The following is an 18,110-nucleotide window of genomic DNA, read 5'->3' on the forward strand; positions in this document are numbered from 1 at the left end:
AGTTGACCGGGTGCGATGACGCTCCGTCGGCGACACAGCGTAGCGGCCGTGATCTTCGGCCCGGCAGCCGATTCCCCCATCAAGGGCGAGGGCAGGCAAGATGGGGTCGTGACCCTCATCGATCAGCTGCCTCCGACCGCAGATCCCGACGCCCTGTACGAAGCCTTCGAGTCCTGGGCGCAGGAGCGCGGTCTGACGCTCTACCCCCACCAGGAGGAGGCGCTGATCGAGGTGGTCTCCGGTGCGAACGTGATCGTGTCGACGCCCACCGGTTCCGGCAAGAGCATGATCGCGGCGGCCGCTCATCTGGCGGCTCTCGCCCGCGACGAGGTCACCTTCTACACCGCTCCGATCAAGGCCCTGGTGTCGGAGAAGTTCTTCGAGCTGTGCAAGATCTTCGGCACGGAGAACGTCGGCATGCTGACCGGCGACGCGTCCGTGAACTCCGACGCCCCGGTCATCTGCTGCACCGCCGAGGTGCTCGCGTCGATCGCGTTGCGCGACGGCAAGCACGCGGACGTCGGCCAGGTCGTCATGGACGAGTTCCACTTCTACGCAGAGGGCGATCGCGGCTGGGCGTGGCAGATCCCCATCCTGGAGCTGCCGCAGGCGCAGTTCGTGCTGATGTCGGCGACGCTCGGCGATGTGTCGTTCTTCGAGAAGGACCTCACCCGGCGTACCGGCCGGCCCACGGCGGTGGTCCGCTCGGCGACCCGGCCCGTGCCGCTGTCCTACGAGTACCGGTACACGCCGATGACGGAGACCCTGACCGACCTGCTGGACACGCGGCAGGCGCCCGTCTACATCGTGCACTTCACGCAGGCGCAGGCGGTGGAGCGGGCGCAGGCGCTGATGAGCATCAACATGTGCTCGCGCGAGGAGAAGGAGCGCATCGCCGACCTGATCGGCAACTTCCGCTTCACCACGAAGTTCGGCCAGAACCTCTCGCGTTACGTGCGGCACGGCATCGGCGTCCACCACGCCGGCATGCTGCCCAAGTACCGGCGTCTGGTGGAGAAGCTCGCCCAGGCCGGCCTGTTGAAGGTGATCTGCGGTACGGACACGCTCGGCGTCGGCGTCAACGTGCCGATCCGCACGGTGCTGTTCACGGCGCTGACCAAGTACGACGGCAACCGGGTGCGCACCCTGCGGGCCCGTGAGTTCCACCAGATCGCGGGCCGGGCCGGCCGGGCCGGATTCGACACGGCGGGCCTGGTGGTCGCGCAGGCGCCCGAGCACGTCATCGAGAACGAGAAGGCCCTCTCCAAGGCGGGCGACGACCCGAAGAAGCGCCGCAAGGTGGTGCGCAAGAAGGCGCCGGAAGGCTTCGTGGGCTGGACGGAGAACACCTTCGACAAGCTCATCGAGTCCGAGCCGGAGCCGCTGACCTCCCGCTTCCGGGTCACGCACACCATGCTGCTGTCGGTGATCGCCCGCCCCGGCAACGCCTTCGAGGCAATGCGGCACCTGCTGGAGGACAACCACGAGCCGCGCAAGCAGCAGCTGCGGCACATCCGGCGCGCGATCGCGATCTACCGCTCGCTGCTGGACGGCGGCATCGTGGAGAAGCTCGACGAGCCGGACGCCACCGGCCGCATCGTCCGCCTGACCGTGGATCTGCAGCAGGACTTCGCGCTGAACCAGCCGCTGTCCACCTTCGCGCTGGCCGCGTTCGAGCTGCTGGACCCGGAGTCGCCCTCCTACGCCCTCGACATGGTCTCCGTCGTGGAGTCCACGCTGGACGACCCGCGCCAGATCCTCGCCGCCCAGCAGAACAAGGCGCGCGGCGAGGCCGTGGCCGCGATGAAGGCGGACGGCGTCGAGTACGAAGAGCGCATGGAGCGTCTCCAGGACGTCTCCTACCCGAAGCCGCTGGAGGAGCTCCTCTTCCACGCGTACAACACGTACCGCAAGAGCCACCCGTGGGTCGGCGACCACCCGCTGTCGCCGAAGTCCGTCATCCGCGACATGTACGAGCGCGCGATGACCTTCACCGAGCTGGTCTCCCACTACGAACTGGCCCGTACCGAGGGCATCGTGCTGCGCTACCTCGCCAGCGCCTACAAAGCCCTCGATCACACCATCCCGGACGACCTCAAGTCCGAGGATCTGCAGGACCTCGTCCAGTGGCTGGGCGAAATGGTGCGGCAGGTGGACTCGAGCCTGCTGGACGAGTGGGAGCAGCTCGCCAATCCGGCGGAGATGACGGCCGAGGAGGCCCAGGAGAAGGCCGACGAGGTCAAGCCGGTCACGGCCAACGCGCGGGCCTTCCGGGTCCTGGTCCGCAACGCCATGTTCCGCCGCGTCGAGCTCGCCGCTCTCGACCATGTCGACCAACTCGGCGAGCTGGACGCCGAGGCCGGCTGGGACGCCGACGCGTGGGGCGAGGCGATGGACAAGTACTGGGACGAGTACGACGACCTCGGTACCGGCCCGGACGCCCGGGGACCCAAACTGCTCGTCATCCAGGAGGAGCCGCAGAACGCGTTGTGGCGCGTCCGTCAGATCTTCGACGACCCCAACGACGACCACGACTGGGGCATCAGCGCGGAGGTCGACCTCACGGCCTCCGACGCCGAGGGCCGCGCCGTCGTCCGTGTGACGGCCGTCGGCCAGTTGTGAACGCTGGAGACGCAGGAAGCGACAGCGCAAGAACCGACAGCACAGGAACAGACAGCGAAGCAGGCACAGGAGAAGCGCACCGATGACGAATCCGGCTGAGAGACTCGTCGACCTGCTCGACCTGGAGCAGATCGAGGTCAACATCTTCCGCGGCCGCAGCCCGCAGGAGTCCCTGCAGCGGGTCTTCGGCGGCCAGGTGGCGGGCCAGGCGCTGGTCGCGGCCGGCCGGACCACCGACGGCGACCGGCCCGTGCACTCGCTGCACGCGTACTTCCTTCGACCGGGCCGGCCGGGTGTGCCGATCGTGTACCAGGTCGAACGGGTGCGGGACGGGCGGTCGTTCACGACGCGCCGGGTCACCGCCGTGCAGCAGGGCCGCACGATCTTCAATCTCACCGCCTCCTTTCACAAACCTGAGGTGGGTCCTTTCGAGCACCAGCTGCCGCCGGCCCGCGAGGTCCCGGACCCGGAGTCACTGCCGACGGTGGCGGAGGAGATCCGGGAGCATCTGGGCGCGCTGCCCGAGCAGTTGGAGCGCATGGCGCGCCGTCAGCCCTTCGACATCCGGTACGCGGACCGGCTGCGCTGGAGCGCCGAGGACGTCAAGGAGGCCGAGCCGCGCAGCGCGGTGTGGATGCGCGCGGTCGGGCCGCTCGGCGACGACCCGCTCGTCCACACCTGCGCGCTCACCTACGCCAGCGACATGACCCTCCTGGACGCCGTCCGCCTGCCGGTCGAGCCCCTGTGGGGGCCGCGGAACTTCGACATGGCGTCCTTGGACCATGCGATGTGGTTCCATCGGCCGTTCCGCGCGGACGAGTGGTTCCTGTACGACCAGGAGTCGCCGATCGCCACCGGCGGACGCGGTCTGGCCCGTGGGCGCATCTACGACATCGAGGGGCGTCTGCTGGTGTCGGTCGTCCAGGAGGGCCTGTTCCGGGCGCTCTAAATGTGTCGATCCCGTGCGTCACGCGTTCCGACGGCACAGCCGGCTCAGCAGACCGCGCCTCGGCCGATCCGGCTCTTCGAGCACGGCCGGCTGTTCGGGTACGGCCGGTACGTCGGGCGTGACCGGTTGTTTCGGCCGGTGCGGTGGGACGGGATGGGGTGCGGGACCCGACACGGCCGGTTTCGGTGCGGGGCGCGGTGCGGGCTGGTCGGCGCGGGCCTCGTCCAGGGTGTTCGCCAGGTCGGACCTGAGCCAGGCGATCTCGTCGGGGTCGTCCGCCGTCATGATCTTCTCGACGAGGTGTGCGGCGGGCGTTCCGGGGGCACCGTGGGCCGGCGGTCCCGGCCGGAACCTGTTCAGGTGGGCCCGCTCGTAGGGGTCCTTGACGATCTCCGCGACCTGGAGCGGGTCGAGGAACCCGGCGAGAGCTCCGGCGCGCTGCCAGGGGCCGTCGGTCTGGCGGAGCAGGAAGCCCAGATGGCGTCCCCGCCAGTTCCTCGCCCGCAGGTCGACGCCCGCAGCCAGCTGGCTCCGCAACACCTCGGGGGTCCGGCCGGTGAGCAGGAAAGCGTTGGTCTTCTCGGAGGCGAACTGCCGTAGTTCGTCGGCGAGATAGAGCCAGACGACGGCCCGGTACCGGTTCAGATAGAACTTATCTTAACAACGTATCGGCCAGGCATCCTGCGGCCGCTTACCCTCAACAGCCCGCCGACCTGCTGCCTTTCAGTTCCCTTGAGTTCACGCGAGTGACTTTGACTTGAAGTTCTGGCGCTCCCCCATCGCTCCCCGGCGGTCGCCACTCCCCAGATCCTCCCCAGCCGTCGGCGTCCTGAGCAAGGTCGGGACAGGTCATCCCGCCGCTTCCCCGACCTGTCCCGGCTGGTACTCGCTTCCCGTGCGGGCTGCTTCCTCGCGCCTTATGTCTTCCATGGCGATGACGCAGTCGGCGCAGCCGCGAACCTCGCGCTCGGCGCTCGCCTGGGGGTGGATGACGCCAACTACCGCCGTCGGCACCTCCCCCTTGGAGGGATGCCGGAAGCAGATCCCTGGCGCCCAGCCGTATAGGTCGAGGATCTGCTGTCGGTCCATTTCCGCTCTCCCGTTGTGACGGCCGGCGGGGGTGCTGCCCCGCTCCCTTGGCTGTTCAGTCGGACGTGTCGGCTGGAGGTGGTTCACCTCTCCGGATGAACGCGCGTTCTATTAACGGTCACTGCATTGAGCCCTGCAGCATCCACCAGATCGCCCATAGAGCCTCGCCCGTCAACTTCATGATCAGAAAAGGCCCGGTATTCCGGGCTGACTTACGATGATCTTCATCAGACGGTGTGTCAGGTGCCCCACCTGCCCGACACCGACGACTGGCTCCGCCGCGACCTCCAAGCCATCGGTGACCGCATCCGGATAGCCCGCCTCCGACAGAACCGCACCCAGGAAAGCGTCCTCCTTGCAGCCGGCGTCGCCCGCTCCACTTACCAAGAGATCGAGGCCGGGACCGCCGACGCCCGCATTGGCACTCTGATACGGATCGCGCGCGCCCTGGGCATGCATGTGGTCGACCTCCTCCGAGATCGCTGACTTTCTGTCAACACCCAACACGCCCGACTCGATCACCGCAAGGTCATCGACGCATATATCTGACCGGATGCATGCAGTGAGAACGTTTCCGTAACCGCAGGTCGAGCCTTGGCCAAACGTTCCTGCGGGTAACGGCCCGCAATCGCGGGCAGGATCAGCCGCGGCTTATGCACTCGACGAGCCGACGGGCAGCGGCACCCAGCGTGGCCACATGCAGGGCCGCGGACCGCAGGCCGAGCCCGAGGCTGCCGCACAGTGCGCCCTGCGCGCCGAGGAGGGCCTGCTCGCAGATGGTCCAGTCGATGCCGCCGACGGGGAGCCGGTCCTGCTTTCGGCGGACCTGGTCGGCGAGGTCGCGGATCGCGTCCCGGAGGCCGTCGGTGAGGCGCCGGCAGTCGTCGATGGTCGGCAGGATGCCGGTGGCGTGCTCGGCCTCACCGATGAGCGCCTCGTAGCGCTCGCGTGCTGGTACGGCTCGGCCCGTAGGGTGGGTCATATCGACGCTCCGCTCGCCGGATGGTTCCCCGGCCGTGCGGTCGCGGGGCGCTGCATTTCAGCAGCTTAGCCATAGCATGCTATGGCGTGCCACGTATGCGACCGCTCGCGTGGTACACCCTGGCGTGTCACGTTGACGGTGTGATCGAATTCGAGGCGGATGTGCCCAGGTGGAAGCAGGTGGCTGAGGTGATCCGGCAGCGGATCGCGGACGGCACATACCCGCCGCGCACCCGTGTGCCGTCGGTCGTGCAGCTGGCGACGGAGTTCGGGATCGCGCAGGCTACCGCCCAGAAGGTGCACCGCGGGCTGCGCGATGAAGGCCTCATCTACACGGAGCCGGGCCTGGGGAGCTTCGTCACGGCTTCGCCCCAGCCGCCCGGCTCGTAGCCCGCTGTCAGACCCCGCGCCTAGACTGATCGACATGCTCCCCACCTCGTCACTGTGGAGGCCTGTGCGCCCGTCTACTGTGGTGAACGTCGAGATCCGTGCGCTGGTCATTGCGTGCGGCGGCTGGCTGTACGGGGAGTCGCGGCGGCGGTACGAGGAACTCGTCGCGGAGTGGACACTCGCGGTAGCGGCCGAGCGGGGCGGGGTCGTCGAAGCGGCGTGATGGCCGTCCCGCGCTGGCGGGGGCAGGCTAGAAGAGGTCCCGCCAGTCCTCGGGGTAGTGCGGGCGCTCCCTGCGGATTTCCTGCCATGCCGCATCCGTCTCCGCGGCTCGCGCCTCCTCCGCAGCCTGCGCCTCACGCTGCGAACGTTCCAGGGCTTGCCGCTGTTCTGGGGTCACCGGCGGGACGCGGTGCTGGTACAGATAGGCGCCGTCGTCGGCGCGGGATGGCCAACCGCCGCTCAGGATCGGCTCATACTCGGCGGCCGGAATCGGGTCCGGTTCGAGAGAAGTGGACAGCAGGTCGGCAACCGACGTCGGCAGCGGAATCAGGTACCGCCAAGGAGGCTCGTCATCTGAGACGGGGAGGGTGCGCCCGTCGGCGGGGCCACCTACGAGCCTGATCGTGATGCTCACGGATGCCTCCCCTGGTTGATGCGGGCGATGATCTCAGCCGGATACTGATCCTTCGGGCCGGGCGGCAGTTCCACCCAGCCAGGCGACAGTGTGACGGTCTGCGCGTCAGGGCCCGGCCGGGGCGGCGGCATTGCTCCGCCAAGGCGGAAGCGGTGGAGCAGGCGACGGAACATCGGCCCTCCAAGGCAGCGCGCTCCGCCCCGGTGCATCACGCCGGGACGGAGCGACCAGCAACCACAGCAACCCGACTTGTTCGAAAAACGACTGCCGGACCCTCAGGCTACGCCCCGCCACTGACAATGCCGGGGCGTGTCGACAGCCGGTACTCGTCGACGGCGAACTGCGCGGCCAGTACCCGCCGTGCGCCCTCCCGCATGCGGGCCATGCTCTCTCCGAACTGCAGCAGGGCGGTGGGCGCCGGGATCGCAGGCGCGGGATCGACGTGCCGCTCCAGCTGCCGGAGGGCGCGTTCGCGGTTCGGGTACGGGCGGTGCGACATGGGGCCTCCTCGCGTTCCCGCCAGGATGGCAGACGCTCAGCTCTCCCCCGGCCAGGTCGTCAACGTCTCGCCCGCCTCCTCGTCGACGAGCGCGATCCGTGCGCCCGGGAGGCTGCCCCACGATCCGATCCAGACGGTGCACTGCGCGCGGGCCGTAGCCTCGCTCGCCCACCAGCCCTGCATCACGGGCCGGCCGTTGGCGGTCAGGGTGAGGTGGTAGCGGTTGGCGTTCATGTGAGCCGGAGTCCGCGGTGCTGGCCTCGGGTGCGGGTGATTGCGCCTTTCCGTTCGATCTGCGCCAGCTGGTAGTGCACGGCGCTGCGTGAGCCGAGGCCTACGGCGGCGCCGATCTCCTGCAGCGTCGGGCTGTCGCCGCGGTCGGCGATGCTCTGGCGGATGACGGCGAGGATGCGCTCTTGCAGGTCGGTGAGGTGGTCGGTGCGGGTTCGTGCCATCCCTCGACTAGAGCACGTGTTTGAATTCTGGGGCAAGTCGAGTGGTGGCCCCGGACTGTGGTGGTGCCGACCGCAGGGCAGGCTGTGGCGGGAAGCAGAGCGGGTGTCGCGCGGGCTGCTGGTGGAGGAGTGGGTGCAGGCGCGACGGGCGGAAGAGAGGGGCGTCGCGGCGGGCCCCGCCGTCCCGCAGCAGGACGGCAGGGCCCAGCGAGGGGGATTCCGCACCTGGGGGTCCCGGATCACCCACAGACACCATGCACCACAATCCGGCCAGCGCGGAAGATCGCGGCCGGAAGTAGTTCACAGGCCCGCGTCCCCGTCGGCTCCGTCTTGCTGGAGGCGCTCCCCCAGCCGGGCCGCGAGCGCGTAGGCGGGGTGGTTGTCGAGCCGATTCGGGTTGATGGCGCGCGGCTCTGCCCATCCGTGGAAGTGATCCCAGTAGCGCAGGCGAATGTCCAGGATCTCCGCCGGGGGCCTGTCGCGATACTTCCGAAAGAGGCCGTCGTCGGGCGGCTCGCGGCCGTTGCAGCTCCGGCAGAGCAGGCCACGGATCAGCCCGGTGTCGTGGTCGTGGTCGTCGACGAGGCGCAGGCCGTGGAATCCGCATACGGCACACCTGCGTCCGTGCCACGCCGCGAGAGCCACGCGTAGCGCCTGCTCGTCGCGCTCGCGGAATCGGGGCGTGAAGTCGTCCGCACTCCACCCGTATTCGTCGGCGATGCGGTCGAGCGGGATCTCCGGAGCCCACGACCAGCACACGGGGTCGCGGGCGTCCAGGCGCTCAGCGCGGCGCCGCTCCAGCTCGGCGAAGCCGACGTCGCGTATCTCTCGCAGGTCTACGGGCAGGTGGCGTCCACAGAGTTGCGGGTTGCCGACGACACCTTGCGGCCACTGGCTAGCCTGCGCCTTGCAGGGGCACCCGGACACGGTCGTTGCGGTGCAGATCGAGTTCACAGCCCGATGTCCTCCGATGCCGCGCCGGTCCACTTGTCGGCTTCGCGGATGTAGCCCCAAAAGGCGGGGCTGTTCTCGGCGTGGCCGGACTGTTCGCGGATCTTCTCCTCGCGCTTCCCGGCGCGCCTTGATGTGGTGATGAATCCGGCTCGCATGCTGTGGCCGGTCAGTCGGACGGCGACGCCTGCTCGTTCGGCGTTGCGGGCGATGATCTCGCGGACTGCTTCGGCGGACAGTGTGCGGTCGCCCATGGTGCCCCAGACGTCGATGGGCAGGAAGGCGGGTCCGGCGGTGATGCCTGTGGCGGCGCGCCAGGTGAGCCAGGCTCGGACGGGGCAGGTGTCGGGGTTGCGGCCGTAGCCGACGACGACGTCTCGGGGTGGCCGGCCCTTCACCGCGGGTACGTGGACCTCCAGGCCCTGGCTGACGTGGACGACCGCCTCGGCGCGCAGGGCGGCGACTTCGGCGGAGCGTCCGGCAATCCCGAAGGCCATGAGCCAGAGGGCGCGGTCACGGAGCCCGGTGAGTCCGTCGGCGACAGCAGCATTCATCTGCCGGAGCTGCTCGGGGGTGACGGCGGCGGCCTTCCCTCGGCCGCGGGCCATGCGCTCGGGGTCGTTCTTCAGCGGCTTGAGGGCCTGCCGCGCGGCGACCGTTGCCGCCTTGGGCACCTCGACCCCGTGTTCGTTCCGTGCGGTGACGGTGACGCCGGTGATCCGGCGGTCGATCGAGTTGGGGGCGGCGAGCTTGATGGTGTCGAGCCAGACGACGAAGCCGACGAGCGTGCCCTTGGTGACGGCGGTAAACGGCAGCGGGTGCCCGGTCAGTTCGGTCAGCCAGCCGTGGAACTCCTTCCACAGCGCCCAGTCGTTGGCGTATCCGCGTTTCGTGTTCTCGGGGCGGATGGCGTCGAGGTGCTTCTCGGCTGCCTCCTCCATGGCGTGCAGGACAGCGAGCGTCGCAGCGTCGTAGACGGCGGGGGTGGCGTCCGGCTGGCGCGGGACGATGGCTTCGGTCACCAGCCCTCCTGCCATACGACTTCCGTGATGCCGCCATGCCCGACCGCTACTTTGACGATCCCAGGGTTGACCCACATGACCGTCTTCATAGGCACGTCGAACATCTTCAGCTTGAAGCCAGCCTCCTCGGCGGCCGTCTCCAACTCCTGGGCGGGTCGATAGTCGCCCGCGATCTGGCGGAAGGCGCTGGCCCACGACGGGTTGTCTGGTCGCCACTCCTCGGGGCGCTCCCTCAGCTTCTGCTCGATCACCTCTGCGAGCGCGACACGGAAGGCTTCGATCTGCTCGGGTGTCTTCTCTGTCCGGCCGACGGCGGTCGCGGCGTTCGCCATGTCCGTCTGCTCTCGGGCGCCGAGCCCATGGACGGGCGGCTGGTCGAGTTGCTGTGCCCACCAATCGGCGGCAGCAACTGCTTCTGGGCGCGGGTTCAGGGGGTTCTGGGACATAGCCAATTGTACCGTTTTTTCGCCCGTGATATGGCATGTTATCGAGGGTCGCTGCTGATCAACTGGCAGCACCCAGCGGAGCGTTACGCGTCAGCAGACGCGCGCCGCGTCGGCACCCAATGTCAGTGCAGGCCGCTACGCTCGCCGAACATGAGCACCTACACCGGCCCCGCCGCCCTGATCCTCGACAACGGACGCGAGCTGCCCGTCACCGCGAGCCTCACCCAGGTCGCCGTCGGCAGGCGGACCTCCTGGAGCGGCACCCTGACCGTCCCCGACCAGAGCAAGCCCATCGAGATGGTCAACCTGCAGCAGGGGACCCTCCGCACGGACCGAGGCCAGGGCGACTTCATCCGCCCCGACATCTCCGACTGGCTCGACTCCCCAGCCGGCCAGTTCCGGATCCGCATCGAGGGCAACGGCGACGCCCCAATCTGACGGGGCATGCGCTGTCGTTCCGCCCGCAGAAACAGCGGTAGGCCCCTCCCAGAGGGAGGGGCCGGGTCACTCGTCTTCGTCGCGCGGTGGAAGCTTCGGTTCGCGGAACGGGCGTGGGGACAGCCAGAACGGCAGCTCTTCGTCGTCAGCCACTGGTCAGCCCTCCACGGGAGGCGGCGGGGTGGGTGGTTCCGGGATCGGCGGGGCTTCCTCGACGCCCATCGCGACGAGACTGCCGATGTCCGCACCGCCCTCACGGCTTCGTGGCTCCATCGGACGTGGATCACGTGTGGGCATATCGCACTCCAGTTCTCACACGTCGACGCTGTCGAGGTATGGCCGGGCCCGGTCCGGTATCGGGCGCGGTGCCGGCGGCTTCAACCCCGCGCCACGGATCGTCGCCACAAGACTCCTGCGGTCCACGACCAGCCAGGAGATTGCCGCGCCCTGCCCGGTGATCTGTTCCTGCTGCCCGGTGAGATCGTTCTTCAGGTCGTCGATCCGCTCGTTCAGCGCCTTCTTGATCTCGGTGAAGTCGTCGCGGTTCTCCTGCCGCTTCGTGCGCTTCGCCGAGCGTGCGGCCCAAGCCGCCAGCCCCCCGGTCGCGATCGTCCCGAGAAGCGTGGCGATGGTGTTCCCGTCAGGCATACGGTGGCTCTTCTCTCTTGGGCCGCGGAGGCTCCCCCCATCCGGCCGCAACCATGATTCCGATCGCCAACCCGCCGTACAGGGCTGCCGCGATCCACCCTCTGGGGAAGCCGCCGTCCCACCAGGCATACAGGTAGGAGATGATCCACGGCGCAACGATCACGACCAGGGCGAAGAAACCGAACCGGTCGGAGCCCTGCGGCAGGAACGACGACACGATCGCGACGAGCCCGGCCGTGATCCACAGCCAGCCCCACACGTCCAGCGGCACCCTGTCCAGCAGCAGCTTCAGGCCGCGCTGGTCCGGTGGCGGGGAGGTGACCTGGCCGTATCCGATCAGCGTCCACACCGTGCCGAACGACAGCAGGAACGCCCCGCGCCGGCCGAGCGTCCGACGGAGCCGCCGTAGTGCACGTCGCGGCATCTACACGCCCCGGGCCGGCGTGTTCGCGGGCGCGGTGGGACTGGCAGGGGAGACCTGGCCGCGGGTGATGAACATGATGATGCCCAGGAGTGCGCCGTTGACGGCGGCGGTCGTGGTGGGTGCGACGTCGTAGCCGAACGCGGCGACCGCGGAGGCGGTGGTGGCGACGAGTGTGGTGAAGGCCTGGACCGCGACGGGGCGCGTGAGGGCGGCTGCGATGGCGCCGAGGACGGCGGAGGTGCCCGCGACGAGCCATCCGGCCTGGTTCTCGGTGAGGCCGACGTTGAAGGTGACGATGAGGCCGAGGATGCCGCTGAGCGTGTTCAGGGCGAGGGCGGGCTCACGTCCGAAGATTCTGATCTTCACGGGGGTTCTCGTTTCTCTGAGGACGAGCTGAGGTCAGGCGGTCCAGTACGGTCCGGACGCGACGCGGTGGAGGAGGGTGACGGGCTTGCCGTCGGGGCTGATGGCCCGCACCTGGAACCACAGCTTCCTGCCCGCGGGGATGGGCTGGCTGTGGGTGAACTGGTGGCCGCCGCCGCCCCGCTTGTCGACGACGAGAGCGTTGGACGCCCCGCTGTCGTCGGCGTTGGTCAGGTAGAACTGGCCCTGCACCTTCGTGTCCGGGCTGGCCGCCGTGTCGAAGTACAGATGCACGGTGACGTCCAGGACGGGCACGGGCCCGGCGAGCAGCGCGCCCTCGTCCTTGAAGGCGAGCGGCAGCCAGTCGCCGCCGACCTCGACGTCGATCTTGTTGGACTCGTTGAGGGCAGCAGGCACGTCGGACTCCTGAACAGGCTTCGGAACGGTCGGGGTGGGAGTGGGCGGCTTCGGCTCGCTGACGAACGCCGGCCAACTGCCCGGGTCCTGGTGGTCGTTCTCCGGTACCTGACTGTGGCCGTACCAGCCGGCCTTCGACTCCCAGACGGACTCGGACCGGTTCGGGGCGAAGCTCGTCGGCCTGCCCATCGGCCACGTGTTGGGCACGCCCCAGGAGTTCACCCACGCCTGGAGCTCCGCCCAGCCCTTGCAAGGGGTGTCGACCAGGCGGGCGTACACCTTCCCGTCGACCTTGCAGTACGGGAAGAACAACGCCTCGACCTGAATGACGACCCTCCCCGCCCGGTTGGTGCGCGTCCCGCCAGCCTCGTCAGCCAGGGACTTGGACCGACAGTTCGCCGGGACGAACTGCGTGACGCGGCCCGTGAACGGATCCCACAAGACATGCGGGGCGACGGCCTGACCCGCGGGGTTCTTCCCGAAGTAGTCGCGCAGAGTCTCATAGGACACAAGCGCGATCGGCTTGGCTGCGGACGCGTTCTTGTCCCACGTGATGTGGCCAATAGCCTTGGCGGGGCCGCCGTCGGTCGGCTGGTGGTCGCCTATGTCGAGCCGGGTTGCGCCCGGCATCCACAGGTCGGGCATGGCTGCTCCAAACATGACGAAGCCCCGGCCGGGAGGCTCGGGGCGGCAGGGTGGCGGGCGGTGTCAGGAGGCGGGGAGGACCAGGTAGCCCTGCACCCACAGGTTGCCGTTGGTCGCTGAGACGCTTGCCGGATTGAGGGCCGTGCTCCCGGCCGTGCCGGAGTAGAGATAGATGTTCGAGAGGTCGAAGCCGACGGACGCACCGACACGGAGCCCGGACTTGGCATAGGTCTCGTCGACGGTGACCGCAAGGCTCGAGACTTTCGCCGCGTCGACGTCGTGCTGGAGTTCGAGATGGTCAGCGTGCGTGACCACGGCGTCGCACCCAGACGGCTGATGCCCGACGTCGGCGATCACCGCCCAGCCCGAGCCGGTGTTGCGGAGCGCACAGGAGATCAGGGCGAGCCGGGTGCCCGGCTCGGTGACGAGAACATCGGAGGCTGCAGTCGCGGATGCGACCGGTGCCGCGGCAGGACCGGCCGGAGCCAGGAGCAGCGCGGCGAGAAGAGCGGGGACGGCCAGGAAGCGGCGCTTCATGTCGCTCCTCACAGGGCCGGGTTGGTGATGCGGATGCCGTCCAGATAGATCGTCGTCACCGAGCCGCCCGCCTCTGCGGGGACGGACACCGACATCACGCCCGTCTGGGAGATCGTCACCCGGGACGCGTAGTGCGAGCTGTTGTAGGTCATGTAGCCGTGGCCGCTCGCCGGCCGGTGCCCCACGTTGAAGGTGAACATCGTCGTCGTGGTGGCGGCCGACAACGAACTGGCGGTGATGCGTCCCTCGTACTCCCACACCTCCACCCCGAGGATCGACAGCTTCCGCATGCGCGGCGCCGGGGACGAGGCCGAAAAGCCGCCCGCGAACGAACCGAGCGATGTGATCGCGGTCCACGCCATCAGCTCGTAGCTCGACTGCACCTGCCAGGCGGAACCGTCGTACACGTACAGCAAGTTCGTGTCCTGCAGCCAGGACACCATGCCCTCGACGGGCGCAGTCGCCCCGGTTAGGGCCGCCGAGCGGGCGGACGCGGACGCGAACCGCATCACGGTGCGGGGGGCGATGGCGTCGGCGAGGTTGCGGGCGAGCGCCTCAGCATTCGGAGCGTCTGTCAGGGACGCCACCACGATGCCTTGCGAGTAGGAGTCCTGTCCGGCCATGAGGCGTGTGTCCTCCTAGGTGGTGGCGGCTAGGAACTGGCAGTTGATGGAGATGAAGCCGACGGCGCCGGCGGGCAGGGCGGCGAACCGGACGACGCCGGTCTCGACCACCTCGAGCTGCCTGATCACGTTGCCGGTGTTGAGCGTCCCGAAGACGAGAGTCGCGGTGGGCCGGTAGCTGGCCGGGAGCGTGAAGACGTTGGAAACGCCGGACACGGAAGTGCCGTTGGAGGCGATGAGGCCTTCGATGACGACGATGCCGTCGGCCTGCTTCTTGTAGCGGGCGCCCTGGTAGTTGCCACCACCCGGGTAGTTGATCCACGGCGAGGTCAAGGACGGCGCGGTCCAGGCATCGCCGGTGGCCGGCACCATCCGGCCGTGCGCGACCCAGTTCCCCGTCGACGACTGGGAGATGACGATGACGTCGCCCACCGCAGGCGCCTGATAGGTGGCGAGGCGGCGAATGCTCGGAATGGTGTCGGTGTCTGCGGCGACAGTGCCGTCCGAGTTCACGGTGGACACGGTGGCCAGCCGCCAGTCGGAGCCGCGGACACTGGGCGTCGACTGGCCCGTGCGTTTCGCCTGCTGCCGCATCGCCGACGCCAGGTCGCGGTGGACGCCCTGTCCCGACTTCGCTTCGGTCACGCGTCCTCCTTCGCCGAGATCGTGCTGATCGGGAAGTCGCCGTCCTGGCCTAGCGGGACGGTGAAGCTGGCGGGCTGCTGCAGCTCGCGGGACCCGTCAGGGTGCGTGATGCGCAGAACGTCGCCGGCCTCGAGCGCAGGGTTCGGCAGCGAGCTGATGTCGCCGGAGGCGTTCGGGGCTTTCGCCTGCGCCAGCAGCAACGTTGCTGCAGCGGTGCAAGCACCGGTCGTGATCAGCGTCGGCGAGGAGTAGAAGCGGGGGCGGCGCCCGAAGGAACCGCCCCAGTAGGTGGGGCTGCTCGTGTCGTTGTCGGTAACCAGGGCCCGCACAGGGGCCACGTTGTCGGCCGTGTTCTCGCCGCGGGCGAGGACGCCGTTCTTGACGCCGGCGCTGGACATGCCGCGGTTGGCGCGGATGTAGACACCGCCCTCCGCCGCTGCGATCTCCCACACCGGAGTCGTCGTCAGAATGTCCGGCAGGGTGGCGATGGTGACGGTGCCGTCCGGGGTGAAGTACACCTCCGCGCCGGCTGCGGCGGCGATCTCTTTGCAGGCCACCCACGGGTCCGCCTCGATGTCGAAGACGCGGCGACCGATCGCCACGTCGACGATCGTCGAGACCACTTCGACGTCCGGCACGGAGCGCTGCACCAGCGCGGTGACGGCAGCGACGACGGTGCCCGTCGACGTCCACGGGTCGGTGAACTGGTCGTCCTGGATGACGGCCGAGAGGTCTTTGCCCTGCAAGGTCACCGGGCCGTCGTTGACGTCGCCGCCCGCTTCGTCCAGCCGGAACACGCCGAGTGGTACGAGCTCCGAGGAGCCGTCGCCGTAGAACACGCCGCGGCTGACTCGCAGCCTGGCCCCGTTTATGGCGAGCTCGTCGGCGGCCGTGCGCGGGATCAGCGTCGGGTCTGCGACAGTGACCGAGCAGGTGCGGCGGATCGCCGCCTGCCTGTCGACCTGCACCGAGCCGCCCTCGTGCTCCAGGTCGAGGACCCGCCCATCGGTGAGGAACAGCTTGACCTGGCTGGCGACCTGGTGTGATTCGGCGAGGCGGGCGAGGAAGCGGTCGGAGACGGGGTACACCGCACCTCCTACCTGCGCTGGTCGAGGAGCACGTCTTCCCACGTCGGATACGCGTCGAGTACGGCCTGCCAGGTCGCGAAGCCGCTCAGGACGTTCTGCCAGGTGCGGTCTGCGCTGCCGTTGACGCCGACGGTGACGGGCATGTCGGCCTCCGTCAGGGGCAGCGTCCATTCCCGCCACTCCTCCGTCGCCACCGGGCTTACCCGCGGCCGGGCGACGGGGCCGACGTTGACGTACACGTCGTCTTCGCCCATGCCCGGGGCGGTCTGCCACAGCAGGACGTTGCCGGAGCTGAGCAGCCAGCGAAGAGCCTTGCGTTCGTCGTCGGATCGGGTCCAGACGGCGAGGCTGCCCTCCTGGCCGCCGCGGATGTCGCTGAGGATGACCGCGTTCTGCCTCCCGCGGACCTTGTGCGCGGTCTGCTCGATGGGATCGGACCAGTCGGGGGCCTGCTTGACCAGGATCTGCATGTTCCGCTGCGGATTGCCCGGATCCTTCAGCCAGCAGAAGTTGACGTCGTCGACGTCGAGCGTGATGACCGAGGAGTTGCGGGTCGACGCAAGAACCCCGGCCGCCGTGTAGATCTCGATGAAGTAGTAGACGACCTGCTCGAGCGGTGCCTCGTGGTCCTCGATGATGAGCAGGTCGGAGGTGATGACGTCCTTGTCGTACAGCCCGGACGGGCCGCGCACTGGCGTGCGGGTACCGTCGGCCGTCACCCGGTAGACAGTGATCAGGTAGTCGACGGTCAGTTCCCGCAGCGTCAGCGTGGCGTAGGCGCGGTCGTCGTGCTCGGTGACCGCAGTCAGCGGCAGCACCGGCCACAGCGCCGTGTAGTCCATCCACAGGCTGCTGGTCACCGACCCGGCGACGCCGACGACTTCGATCGCGGCCTTCGCTGTGCTTGCGGGGGCGACCGCGTCGGTCGTCATCGCGAACCAGGAGCCACCGGGCAGCGCGTAGGCCGTCCCCGTCGAAACTCCCAAGTCGCCGGACGCGGCGCTGTACCAGTGGATCTTCACGGTGATCGTGGTCCAGCTGCCCGCGTTGAGCTTGCAGACGATCATCGCGCGGAAGTTCTGGCCGACCGGATTCGAGAGATTGAACAGCGGCGAGCGCCAGGTCGACGAAGTCGCCGTCGCCGATGCGACCGCGAGACTGTAGCTGCCCGCGTATGCAGCGGCTCCCCACGGCGTGGACCGGGCTGCGGTAGCCACCCCGGACGTCACGGTCCAGCCGCCCGCCGACTGCTCGAAGCTCGCCGACGAGTACGGGACGACCGTGCCGGCCATCACCGCTGTCATGGACCGTATGACCGCGGTGTCGACGCGCAGGATCTGGGCTGCGGTCGGGCTGTCCAGGCCGACCGCCAGCGAGCATGTCGCAGCGCCGGCTGGTGCGATGTCCGACACGATCTGCCGGTACGCGCCCGTGCCCGGGGCCGCCAGAATGGACTTGGTGGCCTGGATCTGGGTGCCGCCGCTGTCGTAGAAGCGCAGCTCGACCCAGGCCGTCGACCCGCTCGTGGGCGGGCTCAGGTAGATGTAGCCCAGGTACTCGACGCCCGGCGTGATCCCGGGCCGCTCTGTCAGCCGCATTGCCGCGTTTGAGGACGCGGTGACCGTCATCGTGGCCATGGGGCCGCCCGCGTAATACCAGGTGGCCCCCCAGTCCAGCGCCGGGACCGTGCGGGAGACGCTGCAGTTCAGTTCCGACGTCCATGGGGTGGCGTCCACGTCCGTCGACTCGGCGTTGAAGCTGAGGAAGTTGCCCGGCGACCGGTAGGGCAGGCCGAGGTAGACGTTCTCGTAGAAGCTGTTGACGAGGCCGGCGGCCGGCGTGGACGACAGCAGCACCTGAGCCTGCGTCGCCCCCACCGGTGCGACCCCGCCAACGCTGATCCGGTGCCACGTCGCGGACGCCGCAGCGGTGGTCGGCGACCATGTGATGGACACCTCGACGCCTGCCGCGGTCAGCCAGCGGATACCGATCCGCTCCGGCACCGTCGCACCCGACGCGTCGGCGAACGCCTGGTACAGCGTTCCGTCGACGATCGGATACGACGACACCGTCCGCGCCTGCATCTCGCCGGACGCCACGGACTTGACCGTCAGGACGCCCTCGCCGTTCCGGCCGCCGGCGCCCTTCGACAGCGTGCAGTTCAGCTTGACCGTCCACCCGGAGATCGACGGATCCATGCTCTCTGTCGCACTGCTGAGGAAGTTCCCGGGGATCGTCATA

General features: G+C 68.9%; 24 protein-coding genes and 1 pseudogene. 5 read left to right on the plus strand and 20 right to left on the minus strand.

The window, feature by feature from the left end; genetic code table 11:
• Positions 1 to 108 precede the first annotated feature (108 nt).
• Positions 109 to 2,622 (plus strand): DEAD/DEAH box helicase, encoded by a 2,514-nt coding sequence (locus ACWCPF_RS25490; RefSeq protein ID WP_451047397.1) that lies wholly within the window; start codon positions 109 to 111, stop codon positions 2,620 to 2,622.
• An 82-nt stretch (positions 2,623 to 2,704) separates the two neighbouring features.
• Positions 2,705 to 3,571, plus strand: coding sequence for an acyl-CoA thioesterase (locus tag ACWCPF_RS25495; RefSeq protein ID WP_451047398.1), 867 nt, complete (start codon positions 2,705 to 2,707; stop codon positions 3,569 to 3,571).
• 18 nt (positions 3,572 to 3,589) lie between these two features.
• Here the strand turns inward: ACWCPF_RS25495 and ACWCPF_RS25500 are convergent.
• The 4 genes and pseudogenes from ACWCPF_RS25500 to ACWCPF_RS25515 form a co-directional block, all read right to left on the minus strand.
• A pseudogene (locus tag ACWCPF_RS25500) lies at positions 3,590 to 4,225 on the minus strand (DUF6397 family protein); the annotation flags it as partial.
• 195 nt (positions 4,226 to 4,420) lie between these two features.
• Positions 4,421 to 4,660: a hypothetical protein gene (locus ACWCPF_RS25505; protein ID WP_451047399.1), complete on the minus strand. Its 240-nt coding sequence runs from the start codon at positions 4,658 to 4,660 to the stop codon at positions 4,421 to 4,423.
• 183 nt (positions 4,661 to 4,843) lie between these two features.
• Positions 4,844 to 5,182, minus strand: a complete 339-nt coding sequence (locus ACWCPF_RS25510) for a hypothetical protein (protein WP_451047400.1) — start codon at positions 5,180 to 5,182, stop codon at positions 4,844 to 4,846.
• A 118-nt stretch (positions 5,183 to 5,300) separates the two neighbouring features.
• Positions 5,301 to 5,642, minus strand: coding sequence for a DUF6415 family natural product biosynthesis protein (locus ACWCPF_RS25515; RefSeq protein ID WP_451047401.1), 342 nt, complete (start codon positions 5,640 to 5,642; stop codon positions 5,301 to 5,303).
• 179 nt (positions 5,643 to 5,821) lie between these two features.
• Here ACWCPF_RS25515 and ACWCPF_RS25520 point away from each other — a divergent pair, with 179 nt between their 5' ends.
• Together ACWCPF_RS25520 and ACWCPF_RS25525 are read left to right on the plus strand one after the other, a co-directional pair.
• Positions 5,822 to 6,031 (plus strand): GntR family transcriptional regulator, encoded by a 210-nt coding sequence (locus ACWCPF_RS25520; RefSeq protein ID WP_451047402.1) that lies wholly within the window; start codon positions 5,822 to 5,824, stop codon positions 6,029 to 6,031.
• Positions 6,032 to 6,095: 64 nt separating this feature from the next.
• Positions 6,096 to 6,254 carry a hypothetical protein gene (locus ACWCPF_RS25525; protein WP_451047403.1) on the plus strand — a complete coding sequence of 53 codons (159 nt, stop codon included), beginning with the start codon at positions 6,096 to 6,098 and terminating at the stop codon, positions 6,252 to 6,254.
• A 27-nt stretch (positions 6,255 to 6,281) separates the two neighbouring features.
• On the opposite strand, the gene ACWCPF_RS25530 is transcribed toward ACWCPF_RS25525, so the two are convergent.
• The 7 genes from ACWCPF_RS25530 to ACWCPF_RS25560 all read right to left on the minus strand — a co-directional run bounded on the left by ACWCPF_RS25530 (position 6,282) and on the right by ACWCPF_RS25560 (position 10,041).
• Positions 6,282 to 6,668: a hypothetical protein gene (locus ACWCPF_RS25530; protein ID WP_451047404.1), complete on the minus strand. Its 387-nt coding sequence runs from the start codon at positions 6,666 to 6,668 to the stop codon at positions 6,282 to 6,284.
• Positions 6,669 to 6,948: 280 nt separating this feature from the next.
• Positions 6,949 to 7,167, minus strand: a complete 219-nt coding sequence (locus ACWCPF_RS25535; RefSeq protein ID WP_451047405.1) for a hypothetical protein — start codon at positions 7,165 to 7,167, stop codon at positions 6,949 to 6,951.
• Positions 7,168 to 7,203: 36 nt separating this feature from the next.
• Positions 7,204 to 7,401, minus strand: a complete 198-nt coding sequence (locus tag ACWCPF_RS25540; RefSeq protein ID WP_451047406.1) for a hypothetical protein — start codon at positions 7,399 to 7,401, stop codon at positions 7,204 to 7,206.
• Positions 7,398 to 7,622 (minus strand): LexA family protein, encoded by a 225-nt coding sequence (locus ACWCPF_RS25545; RefSeq protein WP_451047407.1) that lies wholly within the window; start codon positions 7,620 to 7,622, stop codon positions 7,398 to 7,400. Before ACWCPF_RS25545 ends, ACWCPF_RS25540 begins: the two co-directional genes overlap by 4 nt.
• Positions 7,623 to 7,922: 300 nt before the next feature.
• Positions 7,923 to 8,576 (minus strand): endonuclease domain-containing protein, encoded by a 654-nt coding sequence (locus tag ACWCPF_RS25550; protein ID WP_451047408.1) that lies wholly within the window; start codon positions 8,574 to 8,576, stop codon positions 7,923 to 7,925.
• Positions 8,573 to 9,595: a tyrosine-type recombinase/integrase gene (locus tag ACWCPF_RS25555; protein ID WP_451047409.1), complete on the minus strand. Its 1,023-nt coding sequence runs from the start codon at positions 9,593 to 9,595 to the stop codon at positions 8,573 to 8,575. Before ACWCPF_RS25555 ends, ACWCPF_RS25550 begins: the two co-directional genes overlap by 4 nt.
• Positions 9,592 to 10,041, minus strand: a complete 450-nt coding sequence (locus tag ACWCPF_RS25560) for a hypothetical protein (protein ID WP_451047410.1) — start codon at positions 10,039 to 10,041, stop codon at positions 9,592 to 9,594. Before ACWCPF_RS25560 ends, ACWCPF_RS25555 begins: the two co-directional genes overlap by 4 nt.
• A gap of 150 nt (positions 10,042 to 10,191) precedes the next feature.
• Here ACWCPF_RS25560 and ACWCPF_RS25565 point away from each other — a divergent pair, with 150 nt between their 5' ends.
• The gene (locus tag ACWCPF_RS25565) at positions 10,192 to 10,479 is read left to right on the plus strand and encodes a hypothetical protein (RefSeq protein ID WP_451047411.1); all 288 of its coding nucleotides are present in this window, start codon (positions 10,192 to 10,194) and stop codon (positions 10,477 to 10,479) included.
• A gap of 312 nt (positions 10,480 to 10,791) precedes the next feature.
• Here the strand turns inward: ACWCPF_RS25565 and ACWCPF_RS25570 are convergent, their stop codons facing one another.
• The 9 genes from ACWCPF_RS25570 to ACWCPF_RS25610 form a co-directional block, all read right to left on the minus strand.
• Positions 10,792 to 11,127: a hypothetical protein gene (locus ACWCPF_RS25570; protein WP_451047412.1), complete on the minus strand. Its 336-nt coding sequence runs from the start codon at positions 11,125 to 11,127 to the stop codon at positions 10,792 to 10,794.
• On the minus strand, positions 11,120 to 11,551 hold the full coding sequence (locus ACWCPF_RS25575; protein WP_451047413.1) for a hypothetical protein: 432 nt from the start codon (positions 11,549 to 11,551) through the stop codon (positions 11,120 to 11,122). The genes ACWCPF_RS25570 and ACWCPF_RS25575 overlap by 8 nt, the downstream gene beginning before the upstream one ends.
• Positions 11,552 to 11,917, minus strand: a complete 366-nt coding sequence (locus ACWCPF_RS25580; RefSeq protein WP_451047414.1) for a hypothetical protein — start codon at positions 11,915 to 11,917, stop codon at positions 11,552 to 11,554.
• Positions 11,918 to 11,950: 33 nt separating this feature from the next.
• A complete protein-coding gene (locus tag ACWCPF_RS25585; RefSeq protein WP_451047415.1) occupies positions 11,951 to 12,976 on the minus strand; it encodes a hypothetical protein in 1,026 nt (341 codons plus the stop codon).
• A 63-nt stretch (positions 12,977 to 13,039) separates the two neighbouring features.
• Positions 13,040 to 13,513, minus strand: a complete 474-nt coding sequence (locus tag ACWCPF_RS25590) for a hypothetical protein (RefSeq protein WP_451047416.1) — start codon at positions 13,511 to 13,513, stop codon at positions 13,040 to 13,042.
• Between the two features lie 8 nt (positions 13,514 to 13,521).
• A complete protein-coding gene (locus ACWCPF_RS25595; RefSeq protein WP_451047417.1) occupies positions 13,522 to 14,136 on the minus strand; it encodes a hypothetical protein in 615 nt (204 codons plus the stop codon).
• Between the two features lie 15 nt (positions 14,137 to 14,151).
• Complete coding sequence (locus tag ACWCPF_RS25600) at positions 14,152 to 14,781, minus strand: hypothetical protein (RefSeq protein ID WP_451047418.1); 630 nt, start codon at positions 14,779 to 14,781, stop codon at positions 14,152 to 14,154.
• Entirely contained in the window at positions 14,778 to 15,869 is a 1,092-nt protein-coding gene (locus ACWCPF_RS25605; protein WP_451047419.1) for a DUF5047 domain-containing protein, read from the minus strand. The genes ACWCPF_RS25600 and ACWCPF_RS25605 overlap by 4 nt, the downstream gene beginning before the upstream one ends.
• 8 nt (positions 15,870 to 15,877) lie before the next feature.
• On the minus strand, positions 15,878 to 18,109 hold the full coding sequence (locus ACWCPF_RS25610; RefSeq protein ID WP_451047420.1) for a hypothetical protein: 2,232 nt from the start codon (positions 18,107 to 18,109) through the stop codon (positions 15,878 to 15,880).
• Position 18,110: the final 1 nt, after the last annotated feature.

It is taken from the genome of Streptomyces sp. NPDC001858 (assembly GCF_053594615.1).